This window comes from Streptomyces sp. NPDC057617, from assembly GCF_042800555.1.
Classification (GTDB): domain Bacteria; phylum Actinomycetota; class Actinomycetes; order Streptomycetales; family Streptomycetaceae; genus Streptomyces.
In genome coordinates this window covers 175,675-192,247 of record NZ_JBHVGV010000008.1, presented here as the reverse complement: position 1 = coordinate 192,247, position 16,573 = coordinate 175,675, and the positions used below count along the sequence as shown (strand labels likewise).

Genomic DNA, 16,573 nt, shown 5'->3' with positions numbered 1-16,573 from the left:
ATGAACGGGGCAACCGGGACAGTCTTACACCTTCGCCAGGATGTCCACGGCGAACACCAGCGTGGAGTTCTTGGGGATGCCCTGCTGCTCCTGGTCGCCGAAGGCCTGGTCCGGCGGGATCACGATCAGGATCCTGCTGCCCACCTTCTTGCCGACGATGCCCGACTTCAGGCCCTTGAGGGTCAGTTGGGGCAGCGGGAAGGTGGTGGTGCGGCCCGTCTTGTACGTGCTGTCGAACTGCTTGCTGTCCTTCCACAGATACGCCGCGTAGTTCAGCACGACCGTGTCCGAGTCCTTCACGACCTCGCCGTCGCTCTCCAGCACATAGCTGGAGACCAGCTTCTTGGGCGGGTCGGTCTTGGGGATCGTGACGGTCGGCTCCTTGCCGTCGTCGTTCGTCCCGACCTTGGGCAGCGAGATGTTGTCCTGCGCGACGACGGTGCCCTTGGCGGAGACCGGGACCTGGGTGGCCTTGAGGATGTCGACGACGAAGACCAGGGTGGCGTTGGGCTTGATCTCGCCCTGGCCCTGGGCCCCGTACCCCAGCTCCGGCGGAATGCCCAGCTCGACACGGCTGCCGACCTTCTGGCCCTCCAGGCCCTGGTCCCAGCCCTTGATGACCATGCCGGCGCCGACGGTCAGATCGAAGGGCTGCTTGCGGTCGAAGCTGTTGTCGAAGGGCTTCTCGGAGTCCCAGCTCTGGCCCAGGTAATTGACCTGGATCGCGTCCCCCTTCTTGACCGCGGGGCCATCACCCTTGCTGATGACGTCGACCTTGAGCGCCTTGGGCGGCGTGCCCTCGCCCTTGGCGAGGGTCGGCTTCTCACCGAACTTGGTGCCCGCGGTGATCGCGGGAAGTCCGTTCTTGGACGGGGCGGAGTCGGAGCCCTTGTCGTCGCCGCACGCCGCTGTCGACAACAGCAGCAAGGGGACGACGATCAGGCCGGCAAGTCGGCGCACGAATTCCTCAGATCTCAGACGGCACGGTAGTTGCACGACACTCTAGGGCGTGCCACGGGCCCTGTACGCGTACGTACAGGGCCCGGGTCGCATTGGGCGGCGATGTGTGTCACGTACCGGCCGGCCGTCGGCTACATGCCGGCGATCAGCTTCTCCACGCGGTCGTCCACGGAACGGAACGGGTCCTTGCAGAGCACCGTGCGCTGTGCCTGGTCGTTGAGCTTGAGATGGACCCAGTCGACGGTGAAGTCCCGGCGCTGTTCCTGGGCCCGGCGGATGAAATCGCCGCGCAGCCGCGCCCTGGTGGTCTGCGGGGGCACCGACTTGCCCTCGAAGATCTTCAGGTCGTTGCAGATCCGCGCCGCCTGGCCGCGCTTCTCCAGCAGGTAGTAGAGCCCGCGACGGCGGTGGATGTCGTGGTAGGCGAGGTCTATCTGGGCGACCCGCGGATGCGACATGGTCATATTGTGCTTGGCCCGGTACCGCTCGATGAGCTGGTACTTCATCACCCAGTCGATCTCGGTGGCGATACGGTCGAGATCCTCCGCCTCGATCGCGTCGAGCGTACGGCCCCACAGCTCCAGGACCTGGTCGACCGTGCCGGTGCGGATGCCCCGGCGCTCCACGAAGTCCACGGCCTTCTCGTAGTACTCCCGCTGGACCTCCAGCGCGGAGGCCTCCCGGCCGCTGGCCAGCCGCACCTTGCGCTGGCCTGTGAGGTCATGGCTGACCTCGCGGATCGCCCGGATCGGGTTCTCCAGGGTGAGATCGCGCATCACCGTGCCCGCCTCGATCATGCGCAGCACCAGATCGGTGGCGCCGACCTTCAGCAGCATCGTCGTCTCGGACATGTTCGAGTCGCCGACGATGACATGGAGCCTGCGGTACCGCTCCGCGTCCGCGTGCGGCTCGTCCCTGGTGTTGATGATCGGACGGGAACGGGTCGTCGCGGAGCTGACGCCCTCCCAGATGTGCTCGGCACGCTGGCTGACGCAGTAGACCGCGCCCCGAGGGGTCTGGAGCACCTTGCCGGCGCCGCAGAGGAGCTGCCTGGTGACGAGGAAGGGGATGAGGATGTCCGCGAGCCGGGAGAACTCTCCGTGGCGGGCGACGAGATAGTTCTCGTGGCAGCCGTAGGAGTTTCCCGCCGAGTCGGTGTTGTTCTTGAAGAGATAGACGTCGCCCGCGATTCCCTCCTCGTGCAGGCGGCGTTCGGCGTCGACGAGCAGGCCTTCGAGAATGCGCTCGCCCGCCTTGTCGTGGGTGACCAGCTCGGTCACGTTGTCGCATTCGGGAGTTGCGTATTCCGGATGCGACCCCACATCGAGGTAGAGACGGGCGCCGTTCCGCAGGAAGACATTGCTGCTGCGGCCCCATGAGACAACACGGCGGAAGAGGTAGCGCGCCACTTCGTCAGGTGACAGTCGGCGCTGTCCCCTGAACGTGCACGTGACGCCGTACTCGTTCTCCAGCCCGAAAATGCGGCGGTCCATGTCTGAACATTACGCCTGATGACCAGAGCTGAAACCGGGTTCGGCCGCTCCGCCCGGATCATTTTCCGTCCGGATGGTGGCACTCGCGACATCTCCGGGACCACCGCCGGACACCTTCCCGCGCCCGCCGCCGGGGGCCGCGAGGACCCGCTGGGTGGCCAGCAGGACCAGCAGCGCGGCGATCCCGCCGGCGCCCGCGACCGCGAAGCTCGCGGAGGTGCCGCCCAGCTCCACGGCCGGGCCCGCGGCGGCCGTACCGAGCGCGGAACCGACCCCGATCGTGGTGACGAGCCAGGAGAACGCCTCGGTGACGGTGCCGCGCGGCGCGTGCCGGTCGACGACGATGAAGGCGCAGGCGATCGCGGGCGCCAGGAAGATCCCGGAGACCGCGGCCAGTACGGTCATCGCGGGCACCCCCGGGGTGAGCGTCAGCGGCAGGTAGCAGAGGGCCAGCAGGGCGACGATCGTACGGAGACGGCGCTCGGGGGCGGACGCCCACTGCCTGGCCCCGTACACCGAGCCGCCGATCAGCGCGCCCAGCCCCAGCGCCGCCATCAGCCAGCCGTAGACGGACTCACGGCCCTGGTCGTCGGCGTACGCGACACCCGCGACGGTGATCGAGCCGAGGGCTATTCCGACGAAGAGGAACGAGCCCAGCAGGGCCAGCAGGCCCGGTGAGCGCAGGGCGCCCAGCCAGTGCGCCTCGCGAGGCGCCGAGCGCCAGGCGCGCGACGGCGCGGAGACCACCACGGAGAGCGCGCCGAGGACCCCGATCGCGTTGATGACGAGCAGCGCGGCGGCCGGGGACCAGAGCGCGACGAACAGGGTGACGAGCAGCGGGCCGATCGTGAACATGATCTCCTGGGCGACCGCGTCCATGGCGTAGGCCCGGTGCACCCGTTCCTCACCGCCCAGGACATTCGGCCACAGCGCTCGCAGCCCGCCCTCCAGCGGCGGTGTGAACAGACCCGAGACGGCCACGGCGGCGTAGGCGAGCAGGGTCGAACCGGTCCCGGCGACGACGAGGAGCACGGCGCCCAGGGCGGAGACGACAGCGGCGGGAAGCTGCACCCGGGGCTGGCCGTACAGGTCCACGGCCCGGCCGAGCAGCGGCTGTCCGATCGCGTTGGCGACCCCGTACACCGCCGCGAGCGCGCCCGCGAGGCTGTAGCTGCCGTCACCGGCGCGGACGAGCATCACGATGGCGATGGGACCCGTGGCGTTCGGCAGCCGGCCCACCAGCGTCCCGGTGAGCAGCCGCGCGGCGTGCGGCGCCTTGAGGATGTCCCCGTAGCCGGTGGCCATGGCCCGCCCCCTCTCTCCCCCGGACCCGCCGGGGTTTTACGTATAACGTCGGCGTCATACGTACCATGTGGCCAGTCCGCCGGTCCACTGCCACCGCGGCGGACGGGAACGGCCGGACCAAAGGGCCCGAGTACTTACGGAGAACAGCAGCGATGACAGAGCAGCCCGCCAGGCCCACCAGCAGGGATGTGGCCCGGGCCGCCGGGGTGTCCCAGGCCACGGTCTCGCTCGTCCTCGGTGACAAATGGCGCGGCAGGGTCTCGGAGCGCACCGCCGGGCTCGTACGGGACGCCGCGCACGCCCTCGGCTACCGGCCCAACCTCGCGGCCCGCAGCCTCCGTCTCGGTACGACCAGGACCGCGCTGCTGGTCGTACCCGCGCTCACCAACGAGTTCTTCGCCCGCGTCTACACCGGCGCCGCCGAGGTCGCCGCGGAGCACGGCTTCGGGGTGGTCCTCTACCCCTCCCCCGCCGGGGTGGGCCCCGCCAGGGACCCCTTCGCCTCGGCGCGGGCCGCGCTGGACGGGGTGATCGCCTCCTCCATGGCGACGCAGGCCCTGGACGCGATACGCGGCGCCGATCTGCCGCTGGTGATGCTCGACAGCGACCCGGAGGCGCCCGGCGCCGCCGCGCGGGTGAATCTCGACATCGCCGACGGCATCCGGCAGGTCACGGACCATCTGCTCGCCCTCGGCCACCGGCGTCTGCTCCATCTCGCCTCCGCGGTCTCCTCCTGGACCTTCGACATACGGGCCACGGCCCTGGCCGAGGCGGTACGGAACGTGCCCGGCGCGGTCGTACGGACGGTCTCCGCGCCCCTGGACGTGGGCGCCGGGCGCGAGGCCACCGAGCGCGCCCTGAGCGCCCCGGGCCCCCGGCCCACCGCACTGGTCTGCGACGACGACATCCTGGCCGCGGGAGCCTGCAAGGCGGTACGGCGGCTGGGTCTGCGGGTGCCCGAGGACATCTCCGTCACCGGCTTCGACGATCTGGCGCTGGCGACGGCGATCGAGCCGGAGCTGACCACGGTGAGCCTGCCGGCCGAGCGGGTCGGCGAACGCGGGATGTCCGCCCTGCTGGCGGTCCTGGACGGCCGCCGCCCGGACTCCGGCGACCTCCCGGTCTCCTTGGTGGTCCGCGCCTCGACCGCACCGCCGCCCCAGGACCGCTGAGCGCGGTCCGCCGAGGGCCTCCCGGACACGGCTGTGGGCCCAGTCTCCCGTTTCGGGCGGGGGGAAAAACAAAAAAAAAAAGGGGCCCCCCCTCTTGTTTTTTGGTTCTTTTTTTTCTTTGTGGGGGTGTTCTCCAACCACACCTCCCCCCCAGAACAGCGAAACGCGGTCCAACGGGGGCCTCCCGGAAATGGCTGTGCCCCGGTCCGCGCGTGCGGACCGGGGCACAGCCGAAGAACCGGCGGGCTACTTCTCGGTGCTGTCGGGCTTCTCGGTATCCGTGGCGGGCGCTTCCGCCGAACCCGAGTCGGCGGAGTCCGTGGCGTCCGGCTCCTCCGTGTCCGAGGGCGCGTCCGTCGGCGTCGACGCGGCACCGTCCGCTTCCAGCAGCCGCGAGAGCTGACGCCCCACGATCCGCTTGAACTTGCGCTTCTGCGGTCGCGTACGGTCCAGGACCGCCACTTCCAGCCGCTCCGCGGGGATCTCCCGCTCACCGCCGTTCGTATCCCTGGACAGCGCCTGCACGGCCAGCTTCAGCGCCTCCGCCAGCGACATACCCTCCCGGTGCCGCTGGTCCAGATACGTGCTGATCTGCTCCGAGCTGCCACCGACCGCGACCGAACCGTGCTCGTCCACGATCGATCCGTCGTGCGGCAGCCGGTAGATCTGGTCACCGTCCGGTGTCGCGCCCACCTCGGCGACGACCAGCTCCACCTCGTACGGCTTCTCGCCGGCGCTGGAGAAGATCGTGCCCAGCGTCTGGGCATAGACGTTGGCGAGACCACGGGCCGTCACATCGTCCCGGTCATAGGTGTATCCGCGCAGATCCGCGTAGCGCACACCGCCGATGCGCAGATTCTCGTACTCGTTGTACTTGCCGGCCGCCGCGAAGCCGATCCGGTCGTAGATCTCGCTGAACTTGTGCAGCGCGCGGGACGGGTTCTCGCCGACGAAGACGATGCCGTCGGCGTACTGGAGCACGACGAGGCTGCGACCACGCGCGATGCCCTTGCGCGCGTACTCCGCCCGGTCGGCCATGGCCTGCTGGGGTGAGACATAGAACGGCGTCGACACCGGCTATCCGTCCCTTTCTGTCAGTGGCATGTTTATTCAGAAGAGGACGGCATCAGAGCAGTGCGGCGCGCGGGCCGTCGGGCAGCTGCAGCCGGTGCTCCAGGATCGAGCGGGCGATCTCCGAGGATTCCTCGTCCGTCAGCTTCCGGAAGCCCTCGTCCGTGATGGTCGTGACGATCGGATAGATACGGCGGGCCACATCGGGGCCGCCGGTCGCCGAATCGTCGTCAGCGGCGTCGTACAGCGCCTGGACGACCAGGGTGGTGGCCTGCTCCTCCGTCAGGTCCTCGCGGTAGAGCTTCTTCATCGCTCCCCGGGCGAAGATCGAGCCGGAGCCGGTGGAGGCGAAGCCCAGCTCCTCGGAGCGGCCGCCCGTCACGTCGTACGAGAAGATACGTCCCTTCCCGCGGTCGACGTCCCAGCCGGCGAAGAGCGGGACGACGGCCAGGCCCTGCATGGCCATGGCGAGATTGCTGCGGATCATCGTGGAGAGCCGGTTGGCCTTGCCCTCCAGGGAGAGCTGCGCGCCTTCGACCTTCTCGAAGTGCTCCAGCTCCAGTTGGAAGAGCTTGACCATCTCCACGGCGAGCCCGGCGGTGCCGGCGATGCCCACGGCCGAGTACTCGTCGGCCGGGAAGACCTTCTCGATGTCGCGCTGCGCGATCATGTTCCCCATGGTCGCCCGGCGGTCGCCGGCGAGCACCACCCCGCCGTCGAAGGTCGCGGCGACGATCGTCGTCCCGTGCGGCGCCTCGATGGCACCCTGCAACGGCGGCAGCGAACGCTTGCCCGGCAGCATGTCCGGCGAGTGATGGGCCAGGAAGTCCATGAACGAGGACGAGCCGGGCGTCAGGAAGGCTGCCGGCAGACGCCCGGTGCTACGAGGGTTGGCTTCCACACGTTTCCTTCCGGATGGGCGGCGGCCCGCCGCTGGGGCCGGGCCTGTCTTGGATCTGTGCACGGACCTTACCCGCGCCGTCGCCGGTCATCCGTCCCGGTGCCACCGGCTTCCGCCGGCGCCCGGGACGGACAACGGCCTTTACTGGCCGCCCTTTTGCACGAAGGAGCGCACGAAGTCCTCGGCGTTCTCTTCGAGGACGTCGTCGATCTCGTCCAGGACGGAGTCCACGTCGTCGGACAGTTTCTCCTGGCGCTCCTTGAGGTCCTCGGAAGCCTGGGCCTCCTGGGCCTGCTCCTCGGTCTCCTCCGTGGAACGCGTCGCCTTCTGCTGGCCGCCGCCGGTGTCCTTGGTCGCCATATCCCTCACCCCGCTCGGTTCGCCCCGCTCGATGTGACCTTCAAGATCAGACCCTACAAGCAGGGTCCGACATCGGCCCCGCAGTTGCTACAACGTCCGGGTACCACCCCGATGATTCCCGGACGGGCGCTGTTTCAGCCGCCGGACAGCACCCGCACCAGTTCCTCGGCGGTGCGGCAGCGGTCGAGCAGCTCCTTGACGTGGTTGCGCGTGCCGCGCAGCGGCTCCAGCGTGGGGACTCGTTGCAGTGAGTCACGGCCGGGCAGATCGAAGATGACCGAATCCCACGAGGCCGCCGCCACATCGTCCGCGTACTGCTCCAGGCACCGGCCGCGGAAGTACGCCCTGGTGTCCTCTGGAGGCTTCGTCCTGGCCCGCTCGACGTCCTGCTCGTCCAGCAGCAGGCTGATCCTGCCCCGGGCCGCCAGGCGGTTGTACAGGCCCTTCTCGGGGCGTACGTCGGCGTACTGGAGGTCCACGAGGTGCAGCCGCGCCGCGTCCCAGTCGACGTTGTCCCGGCGGCGGTAGCCCTCCAGGATCTCCCGCTTGGTGATCCAGTCCAGCTCGCCGGACAGGCTCATCGGATCGTTCTCCAGCCGGTTGAGCGTGTCCTCCCACCGGCCAAGGACGTCCCTGGTCTGCTCGTCGGCGTCGGATCCGTACCGCTCCTCGACATACTTCCTGGCCAGCTCGTAGTACTCCATCTGGAGCTGGACCGCGGTGAGTGTGCGGCCGCTGCGGAGCGTGACCAGCCGGGCGAGCGTGGGGTCGTGGGAGACCTGGTGGAGCGTACGGACCGGCTGGTCGACGGCCAGATCGACGTTGATGAAGCCGTCCTCGATCATCGACAGCACAAGCGCGGTCGTACCGAGCTTGAGATAGGTCGAGATCTCGGACAGATTCGCGTCACCGATGATCACATGCAGTCGCCGGTACTTCTCGGCGTCGGAGTGCGGTTCGTCGCGGGTGTTGATGATGGGGCGCTTGAGGGTCGTCTCCAGCCCCACCTCGACCTCGAAGTAGTCCGCGCGCTGGCTGATCTGGAAGCCGTGCTCGTGCCCGTCCTGGCCGATGCCGACCCGGCCCGCGCCGGTGACGACCTGCCGCGAGACGAAGAACGGCGTCAGATGGCGCACGATGTCCGAGAACGGGGTCTCCCGCTTCATCAGGTAGTTCTCGTGCGTGCCGTACGACGCGCCCTTGTTGTCGGTGTTGTTCTTGTACAGGTGGATCGGCTGGGCGCCGGGAAGCTGGGCCGCGCGCTCGGCGGCCTCCGCCATGATCCGCTCGCCCGCCTTGTCCCAGAGGACGGCGTCACGCGGGTTGGTGATCTCCGGGGAGCTGTACTCGGGGTGGGCGTGGTCGACGTACAGCCGCGCACCGTTCGTGAGGATCACATTGGCCAGGCCGATGTCCTCGTCGGTGAGCTGGCTGGAATCGGCCGTCTCGCGGGCGAGGTCGAAGCCACGGGCGTCCCGCAGCGGGTTCTCCTCCTCGAAGTCCCAGCGGGCGCGGCGCGCCCGGTGCATCGCCGCCGCGTAGGCGTTCACGATCTGGGACGAGGTGAGCATGGCATTGGCGTTCGGGTGCCCCGGGACGGAGATCCCGTACTCCGTCTCGATGCCCATTACTCGCCGTACGGTCATGCGGCCCTCCTTGCCCGGCGGCGCTCCCCTCCGGAAGCGGCGCTCAAGTACCGCTCTTTCTTCAGTACGTGTGCGGTCCCCGGCTCCGGGTACCGCCACGCGGCGGTACGAAAGAGCCTAGAACGCCTCCGCGCCGGTGGGGAGATCATTTCCGTCATTGGCCTGGTGTGGTGGAAGGAGCGGGGAAAGCAACCGGCTGCGGACGCCCTTCCGGACATCCGCAGCCGGGCTGCTTTTTACAGGTACTGACCGGTGTTCGCCACCGTGTCGATGGAGCGACCGGTGTCCGCGCCCTGCTTTCCGGTGACCAGCGTACGGATGAATACGATCCGCTCGCCCTTCTTGCCGGAGATCCTGGCCCAGTCGTCCGGGTTGGTGGTGTTCGGCAGGTCCTCGTTCTCCTTGAACTCGTCCACGCAAGCCTGGAGGAGATGGGAGACCCGGAGGCCCTTCTGGTTGTGGTCGAGGAAGGCCTTGATGGCCATCTTCTTGGCCCGGTCGACAATGTTCTGGATCATCGCGCCGGAGTTGAAGTCCTTGAAATAGAGAACTTCCTTGTCGCCGTTGGCGTACGTGACCTCGAGGAAGCGGTTCTCCTCGGACTCCGCGTACATCTGCTCGACCACGGACTGGATCATTCCGTGGGCGGCGGCCTCCTTGGATCCATTGTGCTCGGAGAGGTCGTCCGTGTGCAGCGGGAGCGAGGCGGTCAGGTACTTCGCGAAGATGTCCTTCGCGGCCTCCGCGTCCGGACGCTCGATCTTGATCTTCACATCGAGCCGGCCGGGGCGCAGGATCGCGGGGTCGATCATGTCCTCGCGGTTGGAGGCGCCGATGACGATGACGTTCTCCAGGCCCTCCACACCGTCGATCTCGGCGAGGAGCTGCGGGACGATGGTGTTCTCCACGTCCGAGCTGACACCGGATCCGCGGGTGCGGAAGAGGGATTCCATCTCGTCGAAGAAGACGATGACGGGGGTGCCCTCGCTCGCCTTCTCACGGGCACGCTGGAAGACCAGGCGGATGTGCCGCTCGGTCTCGCCGACGTACTTGTTCAGCAGCTCCGGACCCTTGATGTTGAGGAAGTAGCTCTTTCCCGCGGGCCTGCCGGTCACTTCCGCGACCTTCTTGGCAAGGGAGTTGGCGACGGCCTTGGCGATCAGTGTCTTGCCGCAGCCGGGCGGGCCGTAGAGCAGGATGCCCTTCGGCGGCCGCAGTTCGTGCTCCTTGAAGAGGTCGGGGTGGAGATACGGGAGCTCGACCGCGTCGCGGATCATCTCGATCTGGCCGCCGAGGCCGCCGATCTTGTCGTAGTCGACGTCCGGGACCTCTTCGAGGACCAGTTCCTCGACCTCGCTCTTGGGGACCACTTCGTAGACGTAGCCGGAGCGCGGTTCGAGCAGAAGGGCGTCGCCGGGGCGGATGGTGATGTCCAGCAGCGGCTCGGCGAGCCGCACCACCCGTTCCTCGTCGGTGTGCCCGATCACCAGGGCGCGCTCGCCGTCCTCAAGGACTTCCTTGAGGGTGACGATGTCCCCGGCGCGCTCGTACGCCATGGCCTCGACCACGTTGAGGGCCTCGTTGAGCATGACTTCCTGGCCGCGCCTGAGCTGGTCGAGTTCGACGCTGGGGCTGACATTCACCCGGAGCTTGCGGCCCCCGGTGAAGATATCGGCGGTGCCGTCCTCGTTGGCCTGCAGAAATACGCCGAAACCGGCCGGCGGCTGAGCGAGCCGGTCGACCTCTTCCTTGAGGGCCACGATCTGGTCGCGGGCCTCACGCAGCGTATTGGCGAGCCGCTCATTCTGCGCGGACACGCCCGCCAGGTTCGTCTGCAGCTCGACGATCCGCTCTTCGAGAATCCTCGTGTGCCGCGGAGAGTCGGCGAGCTTTCGTCGCAGGACGGCGATTTCCTGCTCGAGATAGGCAACCTGGCCGGCTGGGTCTTCAGACCCCCGCCCCGGCCGGATGCCGCGGTTGATGTCGTCGTCGTGGGCTGCCACGGTCCTCACCTCCTCCAAGGGGAGCTGGACGCTTCCTGACCCTACCTGGGTGGGTGATGATTGAAACCCCTAGATCACAAAGACTGCGGGGTGTGTCCGATCTTCACCCTTGCGCTGTCCCTCACGCCAGGGGAATACCCACCCAGGAACATCAGAAAGCTGCCGGTTGTATCGTCGAAGTGTTCAACACCCGTCAGGGCTTGCGCGACTTACTTCACTACGCATCGCCCGGTGCGGCAAACGGCAGGAGAGATGACCGTGCAGCAGCAGGCTCCCACCGAAGGCGTCACCGAGTCCGGTGAGCCGCTTGAGGTCTGGATCGACCAGGACCTCTGCACCGGGGACGGGATCTGTGCCCAGTATGCTCCCGAGGTCTTCGAGCTGGACATCGACGGCCTCGCCTATGTGAAGAGCCCCGGGGACGAACTGCTCCAGTCCCCCGGTGCCACCACACCGGTGCCGCTGACACTGCTGCGCGATGTCGTCGACTCCGCCAGGGAGTGCCCGGGGGACTGTATTCACGTACGTCGCGTTTCGGACAGCGTAGAGGTGTACGGGCCCGACGCGGAACCGCAGTGAGCGGTATCACGGACCCCGGTCGACCCGCTGCGACCGGTCGCGCACTCCGCGCTCAGGGCCCCTCGTAGGTCCTCAGGGCTACTCGGTACGTGCTCGGGGCTGTTCGGTACGTGCCTCGGTACGCGCTCAGGGCTGTACGGCGCGGACGAAGGCGGCGTTCTGCCACTGCCAGGTGACGTGCTCTTCCTCGTCGGGGCAGCAGCTCGGCACATCGGGGCTGGAGTAGCCGAGCAGAGTGGCGAGAATCACTCGGTCACGGATCGCGAAGTCGGAACCGACGCTCCGCTTGTCCTTGGGGTCGACCAGGGTCGCCACGATTCTCGGTTTGCCGTCCGCGCCTCTGGTCAGTACGTATACGCCCTGGGGCGGGGTTCCTGAGCCCGCGGCGCAGCGGACCGCGGCCACGGTCTCGGGATTCCGGTCCCCGTCGATGTCTCCGGATGCCTGGCGCGCCACGACGGTGTCCGCTCCCCCGCATGCCAGCGGGTAGTCCACCGCGGCCGGATCGGGTGCGGGCAGCGGGGCGGCCTCCGGTGCGGCCTTCGTGGGCTTGGAGCCGTCCTGGGAGGCGGTGGCGGGGCCGGGCTGCAACAGGCCCGCCAGGGCCACGACACCGGCCATCGCGGTGGCCGTCGCGAGCCAGTGCATGGGGTGGGGCCGGGTGTGCGCGAGGTCCGGGACGTCGGAGATCTGCACGCGGAGTGTCTCCTGTGAGGGGTGCCGTCGAGTGACCAACGGTGGGAGGTGGCCAACGGTGGGAGGGAGACAGCATCGTGCCACACGTCACAGGGAGGCGGAACAGTGGGGTCCGTAAGACCAACCCGAAGCCGCGGCCGCCCAGTTCCCCTCTCCGGTGGGGGAACTGGGCGGCCGTGTTGTCGTAGTTGAGGGTTCGGTGGCGGGTCAGCTCCGGGAGCCGCTGCCCGGACCCTCGTAGTCGTCTCCGTACGCGCCCTTGGCGGGCCTACGGCGGCGCAGGGGCGGCTCCACACCGTCCGCGAGCCTGCGGGCGGTCACGAGGAAGCCGGTGTGGCCGATCATGCGGTGGTCGGGACGTACGGCGAGGCCCTCGACATGCCAGTTGCGGATCATCGACTCCCAGGCGGCCGGCTCGTTGAAGGTGCCGAACTCCCGGATCGTCTCGACGGTGCGGGCGAGCTGGGTGGTCGTCGCGACATAGGCGCAGAGGATGCCGCCGGGGACGAGGGCCTTGGAGACGGCCTCGATGCACTCCCAGGGGGCGAGCATGTCCAGAATCACGCGGTCGACATCCGTGTCCGACAGGTTGTCCTGAAGGTCACCCACGGTGAGCTGCCAGGCCGGGTGGGGTTCGCCGAAGTAGCGCTCCACGTTCTGCTGGGCGATCTCGGCGAAGTCCTGGCGGCGCTCGTAGGAGTGCAGCATGCCCTGGTCGCCGATGACACGCAGCAGGAAGCTGCTGAGCGAGCCGGAGCCCACACCTGCCTCGACGACGCGCGCGCCGGGGAAGATATCGGCGAAGGCCAGGATCTGGCCGGCGTCCTTCGGGTAGACCACGGCGGCGCCGCGGGGCATGGACAGGACATAGTCGGGGAGCAGGGGGCGCAGCGCGAGGTAGGCGACGTTTCCCGTGGTACGGACAACACTGCCCTCGGGAGCACCGATCAGCTCGTCGTGCGGGAAGGACCCTTTGTGGGTGTGGAAGTTCTTCCCGGCTTCGAGCGTGAACGTGTAGTGGCGTCCCTTGGGGTCGGTGAGCTGGACCTGGTCCCCGACCTTGAAGGGCCCGCGTCGGCGGGCGGCACCGGTCGGTTCGGACATGCCTTCCACCTTAGTGCCTGTTTTCAGGGGCTCGGTTCGCCTCCGGGCGTCTCAAGCCCCTGTCGACGGTCGACCGTGCTCGGTCCGCTCGTACCTCGCTGCCCTGCGCCCGCGCGGCGGAGCCGCATATCGAGCACTGCCTCCCTTTCGACAGCGGCCGGCGCCCTTCGGCTCACTCGCCGGCGGCCGTGCGGGAGCCGGGAAGCTACTGAGGGCGGGCCATCGCGGATACGAAGGCCCGCTCGACGTCGGCCGTCGAGAGGACTCCGTAGATCGCGCCGGACTCCTCCAGCACCAGGTACTCCGTCGCCGGATTGGCCCTGAGGCGGTCCAGGAGGGCCTCGCCCGCCAGTTCCGCGGGGACCTTCATGCCCTCCGTGAGGTCCTGCGCGAGCCCGCTCACCGCGACCCAGGGGCGGCGGTGCTGCGGGACTCCGACGATCGCCGACTCCCGTACCAGGGCGGTCGGATCGCCATGGCCGTCGACGATGACCAGTGCGCGGGCGCCCGCCTCGTTGGCGCGGCGCAGCGCCTCGGACAGCGGGGTGCTCGACTCGACGGGCACCGCACGGCGGGTGAGAGCGCGCGCCTGGAGTTCGGGGAGGTGTTCGCGGAGCCTGGCCATTCGCAGGCTGTTGCCCGCGCCGGTCCAGATGATCGCGGCGAGGATGGCCGCGAGCAGCGCGTCGGTGACCGTCTCCATGCCGCTGACCTGCGACGCGGATGTGCCGAGCGCTCCGGTCTGGGTGAGCAGCGGAAGGCCGATGAGGACCGCGACGGCGAGGCCGCGGCCGACCCAGGCGGCGGCGACGGTGCCGCTCATGGGCTTGCCGGTGATCTTCCAGACGACCGCGCGCAGCATCCGGCCGCCGTCCAGCGGGAGGCCGGGCAGCAGGTTGAAGACGGCGACGATCAGATTGGAGACCATCAGCCCGGCGAGCAGGACCCCGGGGACCGTACCGGCCTCGACGACCAGCAGGCCGAGGTAGAAGAGACCCGCGAGGATCAGGGAGAGCAGAGGTCCCACGAAGGCCAGCACGAATTCACGGCCCGGTGTCTCGGATTCCTTCTCGATCTCGGAGACTCCGCCGAAGAACTGGAGCTGGATACGGCGCACCGGCAGTTTGTAGCGCAGCGCGGCGACCGTATGGGCGAGTTCATGGACGAGTACGGAGGCGTAGAAGGCGACCGCGAAGAACAGGGAGACCAGGTAGCGCAGTCCGCCCAGGTCCGGCAGGACGCGTTCGAGCTGACCGCCGAAGATCCAGGTGATCAGCGCGGCCACCAGGAACCAGCTCGGGGCGACATAGACGGGCACCCCGAAGGGGCGCCCCATGAGGATGCCGCCGCCCGGGTCCTCCCGCTTCACCGGCTGCCCGTCGGAGCCCGTGTCCCCGTCGCCGGGCTGCGGCCGCTTGCTCTCGCCGCTCTCGTCGTCCTCTTTCACGGGTTCCCTTCGTTCGCGCCAGCGTCTCGTTCGCGGCAGCGTCGCCCGCTCGATCATGCCAGTGCGAGAGGCTCCGTAGTCGATGGTATTCGGCTGGGTGGGGTCCCACAGGACAGGGTCTCGCTGTCAGTGTCGGGCCATAGGGTTTGCGTCATGAGTACGAGCCTGCCGTCTTCGGCGCCGACGCCTGTCGCGCTGCCGCCCGCCTCGCTCTCGCCGTCGCGGGCGAGCGACTTCATGCAGTGCCCGCTGCTGTACCGGTTCCGGGTGATCGACAAGCTGCCGGAGAAGCCCAGCGAGGCGGCCACGCGCGGCACGCTGGTGCATGCCGTGCTGGAGCGGCTCTTCGACGCCCCGGCCGTGGAGCGTACGGCACCGCGCGCGAAGGCGCTGATTCCCGGTCAGTGGGACCGGCTGCTGAAGTCCCGTCCCGAGCTGGGCGAGCTGTTCGCGCGAGACGAAGAAGACGGGGCAGGCGGGGCCGGCGAAGCGGGCGAGCGGCTGGCGCGCTGGCTGGGGCAGGCGGAGGAGCTGGTGGAGCGCTGGTTCGCGCTGGAGGATCCGACGCGGCTGGAGCCCGCCGAGCGGGAGCTGTTCGTCGAGACGGAGCTGGAGTCGGGGCTGCGGCTGCGCGGGGTGATCGACCGGGTCGATGTGGCGCCGACGGGCGAGGTGCGGATCGTCGACTACAAGACGGGCAAGGCGCCCCGGCCGGAGTACGCGGAGGGTGCGCTGTTCCAGATGACCTTCTACGCGCTGGTGGTGTGGCGGCTCAAGCGGGTGCTGCCGCGCCGCCTCCAGCTCGTCTATCTGGGCAGCGGCGAGGTCGTGACGTACGACCCGGTGGAGGCGGATCTGAAGCGGGTGGAGCGCAAGCTGCTGGCCCTGTGGGACGCGATCAGGGAGGCGACCGAGACGGGCGACTGGCGGCCGCGGCCGACCAAACTCTGCGGCTGGTGCGACCACCAGGCCTTCTGTCCGGAATTCGGCGGTACGCCGCCGGTCTATCCGCTGAGCGTACGGCCGTCGGATCCGGCGCCCGAGAGCGCCCAGGGCGGTTCGCGCCCGGCGGAATGACGGCGGGGGCGGTCAGGGCAGAATGGGGCCGGTCTAGTGAAGGAGTTCCCCGTGACTGTCCGCGTCCTACTGGTCGATGACCAGCCGCTGCTGCGCACCGGCTTCCGGATGATCCTGGAGGCCGAGCAGGACATCGCGGTCGTCGGCGAGGCCGGGGACGGCCTCCAGGCCATCGACCAGGTCCGCGCGCTCCAGCCCGATGTGGTGCTGATGGACATCCGGATGCCGCGGATGGACGGGGTGGAGGCGACCCGTCAGATCACCGGCCCCGGCCGGGACGGTCCGGCGAAGGTGCTGGTCCTGACGACCTTCGATCTCGACGAGTACGTGGTGGAGGCGCTGCGCGCCGGGGCCAGCGGGTTTCTGCTCAAGGACGCCCCCGCCAACGAGCTGGTGCAGGCGATCCGGGTGGTCGCGGCGGGCGAGGCGATGCTCGCGCCGAGCATCACACGCCGGCTGCTCGACAAGTACGCGGACCATCTTCCGTCCGGCGAGGAGCCGGTGCCCGACACCCTGCACACCCTCACCGAGCGCGAGGTCGAGGTGCTCAAGCTGGTGGCGCGCGGGCTGTCGAACGCGGAGATCGCCGCGGATCTCTTTGTCAGCGAGACCACCGTCAAGACGCATGTGGGGCATGTGCTGACCAAGCTGGGGCTGCGTGACCGGGTGCAGGCGGCGGTGTACGCGTACGAGAGCGGGCTGGTGCGCCCCGGCGCGCAGTAGCAGTAGGAGGGAAGCAGCACACGTGCAGTGGTAACG

The 16,573-nt window shown here is 68.8% G+C and carries 15 protein-coding genes; 4 read left to right on the top strand and 11 right to left on the bottom strand.

Annotated features, from left to right (window positions below; translation table 11 throughout):
* Positions 1–24: 24 nt before the first annotated feature.
* From ACFU9P_RS21065 to ACFU9P_RS21055, 3 genes are all read right to left on the bottom strand, one after another.
* Entirely contained in the window at positions 25–960 is a 936-nt protein-coding gene (locus ACFU9P_RS21065) for an FKBP-type peptidyl-prolyl cis-trans isomerase (protein ID WP_376373029.1), read from the bottom strand.
* A 131-nt stretch (positions 961–1,091) separates the two neighbouring features.
* Positions 1,092–2,453, bottom strand: a complete 1,362-nt coding sequence (pafA, locus tag ACFU9P_RS21060) for a Pup--protein ligase (protein WP_046498809.1) — start codon at positions 2,451–2,453, stop codon at positions 1,092–1,094.
* 9 nt (positions 2,454–2,462) lie between these two features.
* The gene (locus ACFU9P_RS21055; protein WP_384083022.1) at positions 2,463–3,758 is read right to left on the bottom strand and encodes an MFS transporter; all 1,296 of its coding nucleotides are present in this window, start codon (positions 3,756–3,758) and stop codon (positions 2,463–2,465) included.
* A 152-nt stretch (positions 3,759–3,910) separates the two neighbouring features.
* On the opposite strand from ACFU9P_RS21055, the gene ACFU9P_RS21050 reads away from it, so the two are divergent.
* Positions 3,911–4,930 carry a LacI family DNA-binding transcriptional regulator gene (locus ACFU9P_RS21050; protein ID WP_384083019.1) on the top strand — a complete coding sequence of 340 codons (1,020 nt, stop codon included), beginning with the start codon at positions 3,911–3,913 and terminating at the stop codon, positions 4,928–4,930.
* A 246-nt stretch (positions 4,931–5,176) separates the two neighbouring features.
* On the opposite strand, the gene prcA is transcribed toward ACFU9P_RS21050, so the two are convergent.
* From prcA to arc, 5 genes are all read right to left on the bottom strand, one after another.
* The gene (prcA, locus tag ACFU9P_RS21045; RefSeq protein ID WP_376373019.1) at positions 5,177–6,004 is read right to left on the bottom strand and encodes a proteasome subunit alpha; all 828 of its coding nucleotides are present in this window, start codon (positions 6,002–6,004) and stop codon (positions 5,177–5,179) included.
* A gap of 52 nt (positions 6,005–6,056) precedes the next feature.
* Positions 6,057–6,902, bottom strand: a complete 846-nt coding sequence (gene prcB / locus ACFU9P_RS21040; RefSeq protein WP_376373016.1) for a proteasome subunit beta — start codon at positions 6,900–6,902, stop codon at positions 6,057–6,059.
* Positions 6,903–7,043: 141 nt separating this feature from the next.
* Positions 7,044–7,262: a ubiquitin-like protein Pup gene (locus ACFU9P_RS21035; protein WP_030754525.1), complete on the bottom strand. Its 219-nt coding sequence runs from the start codon at positions 7,260–7,262 to the stop codon at positions 7,044–7,046.
* Positions 7,263–7,396: 134 nt separating this feature from the next.
* Positions 7,397–8,908, bottom strand: coding sequence for a depupylase/deamidase Dop (gene dop, locus ACFU9P_RS21030; protein WP_384083014.1), 1,512 nt, complete (start codon positions 8,906–8,908; stop codon positions 7,397–7,399).
* A 236-nt stretch (positions 8,909–9,144) separates the two neighbouring features.
* On the bottom strand, positions 9,145–10,911 hold the full coding sequence (gene arc / locus ACFU9P_RS21025; RefSeq protein WP_376373009.1) for a proteasome ATPase: 1,767 nt from the start codon (positions 10,909–10,911) through the stop codon (positions 9,145–9,147).
* 252 nt (positions 10,912–11,163) lie between these two features.
* Here arc and ACFU9P_RS21020 point away from each other — a divergent pair, with 252 nt between their 5' ends.
* Positions 11,164–11,490 carry a ferredoxin gene (locus ACFU9P_RS21020; RefSeq protein WP_376373006.1) on the top strand — a complete coding sequence of 109 codons (327 nt, stop codon included), beginning with the start codon at positions 11,164–11,166 and terminating at the stop codon, positions 11,488–11,490.
* Positions 11,491–11,616: 126 nt separating this feature from the next.
* On the opposite strand, the gene ACFU9P_RS21015 is transcribed toward ACFU9P_RS21020, so the two are convergent.
* From ACFU9P_RS21015 to ACFU9P_RS21005, 3 genes are all read right to left on the bottom strand, one after another.
* Positions 11,617–12,186 (bottom strand): hypothetical protein, encoded by a 570-nt coding sequence (locus tag ACFU9P_RS21015; protein WP_384083010.1) that lies wholly within the window; start codon positions 12,184–12,186, stop codon positions 11,617–11,619.
* Positions 12,187–12,393: 207 nt separating this feature from the next.
* Entirely contained in the window at positions 12,394–13,290 is an 897-nt protein-coding gene (locus tag ACFU9P_RS21010) for a tRNA (adenine-N1)-methyltransferase (RefSeq protein ID WP_376373002.1), read from the bottom strand.
* A gap of 205 nt (positions 13,291–13,495) precedes the next feature.
* Entirely contained in the window at positions 13,496–14,737 is a 1,242-nt protein-coding gene (locus ACFU9P_RS21005) for a site-2 protease family protein (protein ID WP_376372999.1), read from the bottom strand.
* Between the two features lie 153 nt (positions 14,738–14,890).
* Between ACFU9P_RS21005 and ACFU9P_RS21000 the strand changes: the two genes are divergently transcribed.
* Together ACFU9P_RS21000 and ACFU9P_RS20995 are read left to right on the top strand one after the other, a co-directional pair.
* Positions 14,891–15,814 (top strand): RecB family exonuclease, encoded by a 924-nt coding sequence (locus ACFU9P_RS21000; protein ID WP_384083006.1) that lies wholly within the window; start codon positions 14,891–14,893, stop codon positions 15,812–15,814.
* A gap of 51 nt (positions 15,815–15,865) precedes the next feature.
* On the top strand, positions 15,866–16,537 hold the full coding sequence (locus tag ACFU9P_RS20995) for a response regulator transcription factor (protein WP_046498782.1): 672 nt from the start codon (positions 15,866–15,868) through the stop codon (positions 16,535–16,537).
* The last annotated feature ends 36 nt before the right edge of the window (positions 16,538–16,573 follow it).

Coding starts and splice junctions, on each gene's coding strand:
- pafA (WP_046498809.1), bottom strand. CDS start 2,453: ATGGACCGCCGCATTTTCGGGCTGGAGAACGAGTACGGCGTCACGTGC.
- ACFU9P_RS21055 (WP_384083022.1), bottom strand. CDS start 3,758: ATGGCCACCGGCTACGGGGACATCCTCAAGGCGCCGCACGCCGCGCGG.
- ACFU9P_RS21050 (WP_384083019.1), top strand. CDS start 3,911: ATGACAGAGCAGCCCGCCAGGCCCACCAGCAGGGATGTGGCCCGGGCC.
- ACFU9P_RS21035 (WP_030754525.1), bottom strand. CDS start 7,262: ATGGCGACCAAGGACACCGGCGGCGGCCAGCAGAAGGCGACGCGTTCC.
- dop (WP_384083014.1), bottom strand. CDS start 8,908: ATGACCGTACGGCGAGTAATGGGCATCGAGACGGAGTACGGGATCTCC.
- ACFU9P_RS21020 (WP_376373006.1), top strand. CDS start 11,164: ATGACCGTGCAGCAGCAGGCTCCCACCGAAGGCGTCACCGAGTCCGGT.
- ACFU9P_RS21010 (WP_376373002.1), bottom strand. CDS start 13,290: ATGTCCGAACCGACCGGTGCCGCCCGCCGACGCGGGCCCTTCAAGGTC.
- ACFU9P_RS21000 (WP_384083006.1), top strand. CDS start 14,891: ATGAGTACGAGCCTGCCGTCTTCGGCGCCGACGCCTGTCGCGCTGCCG.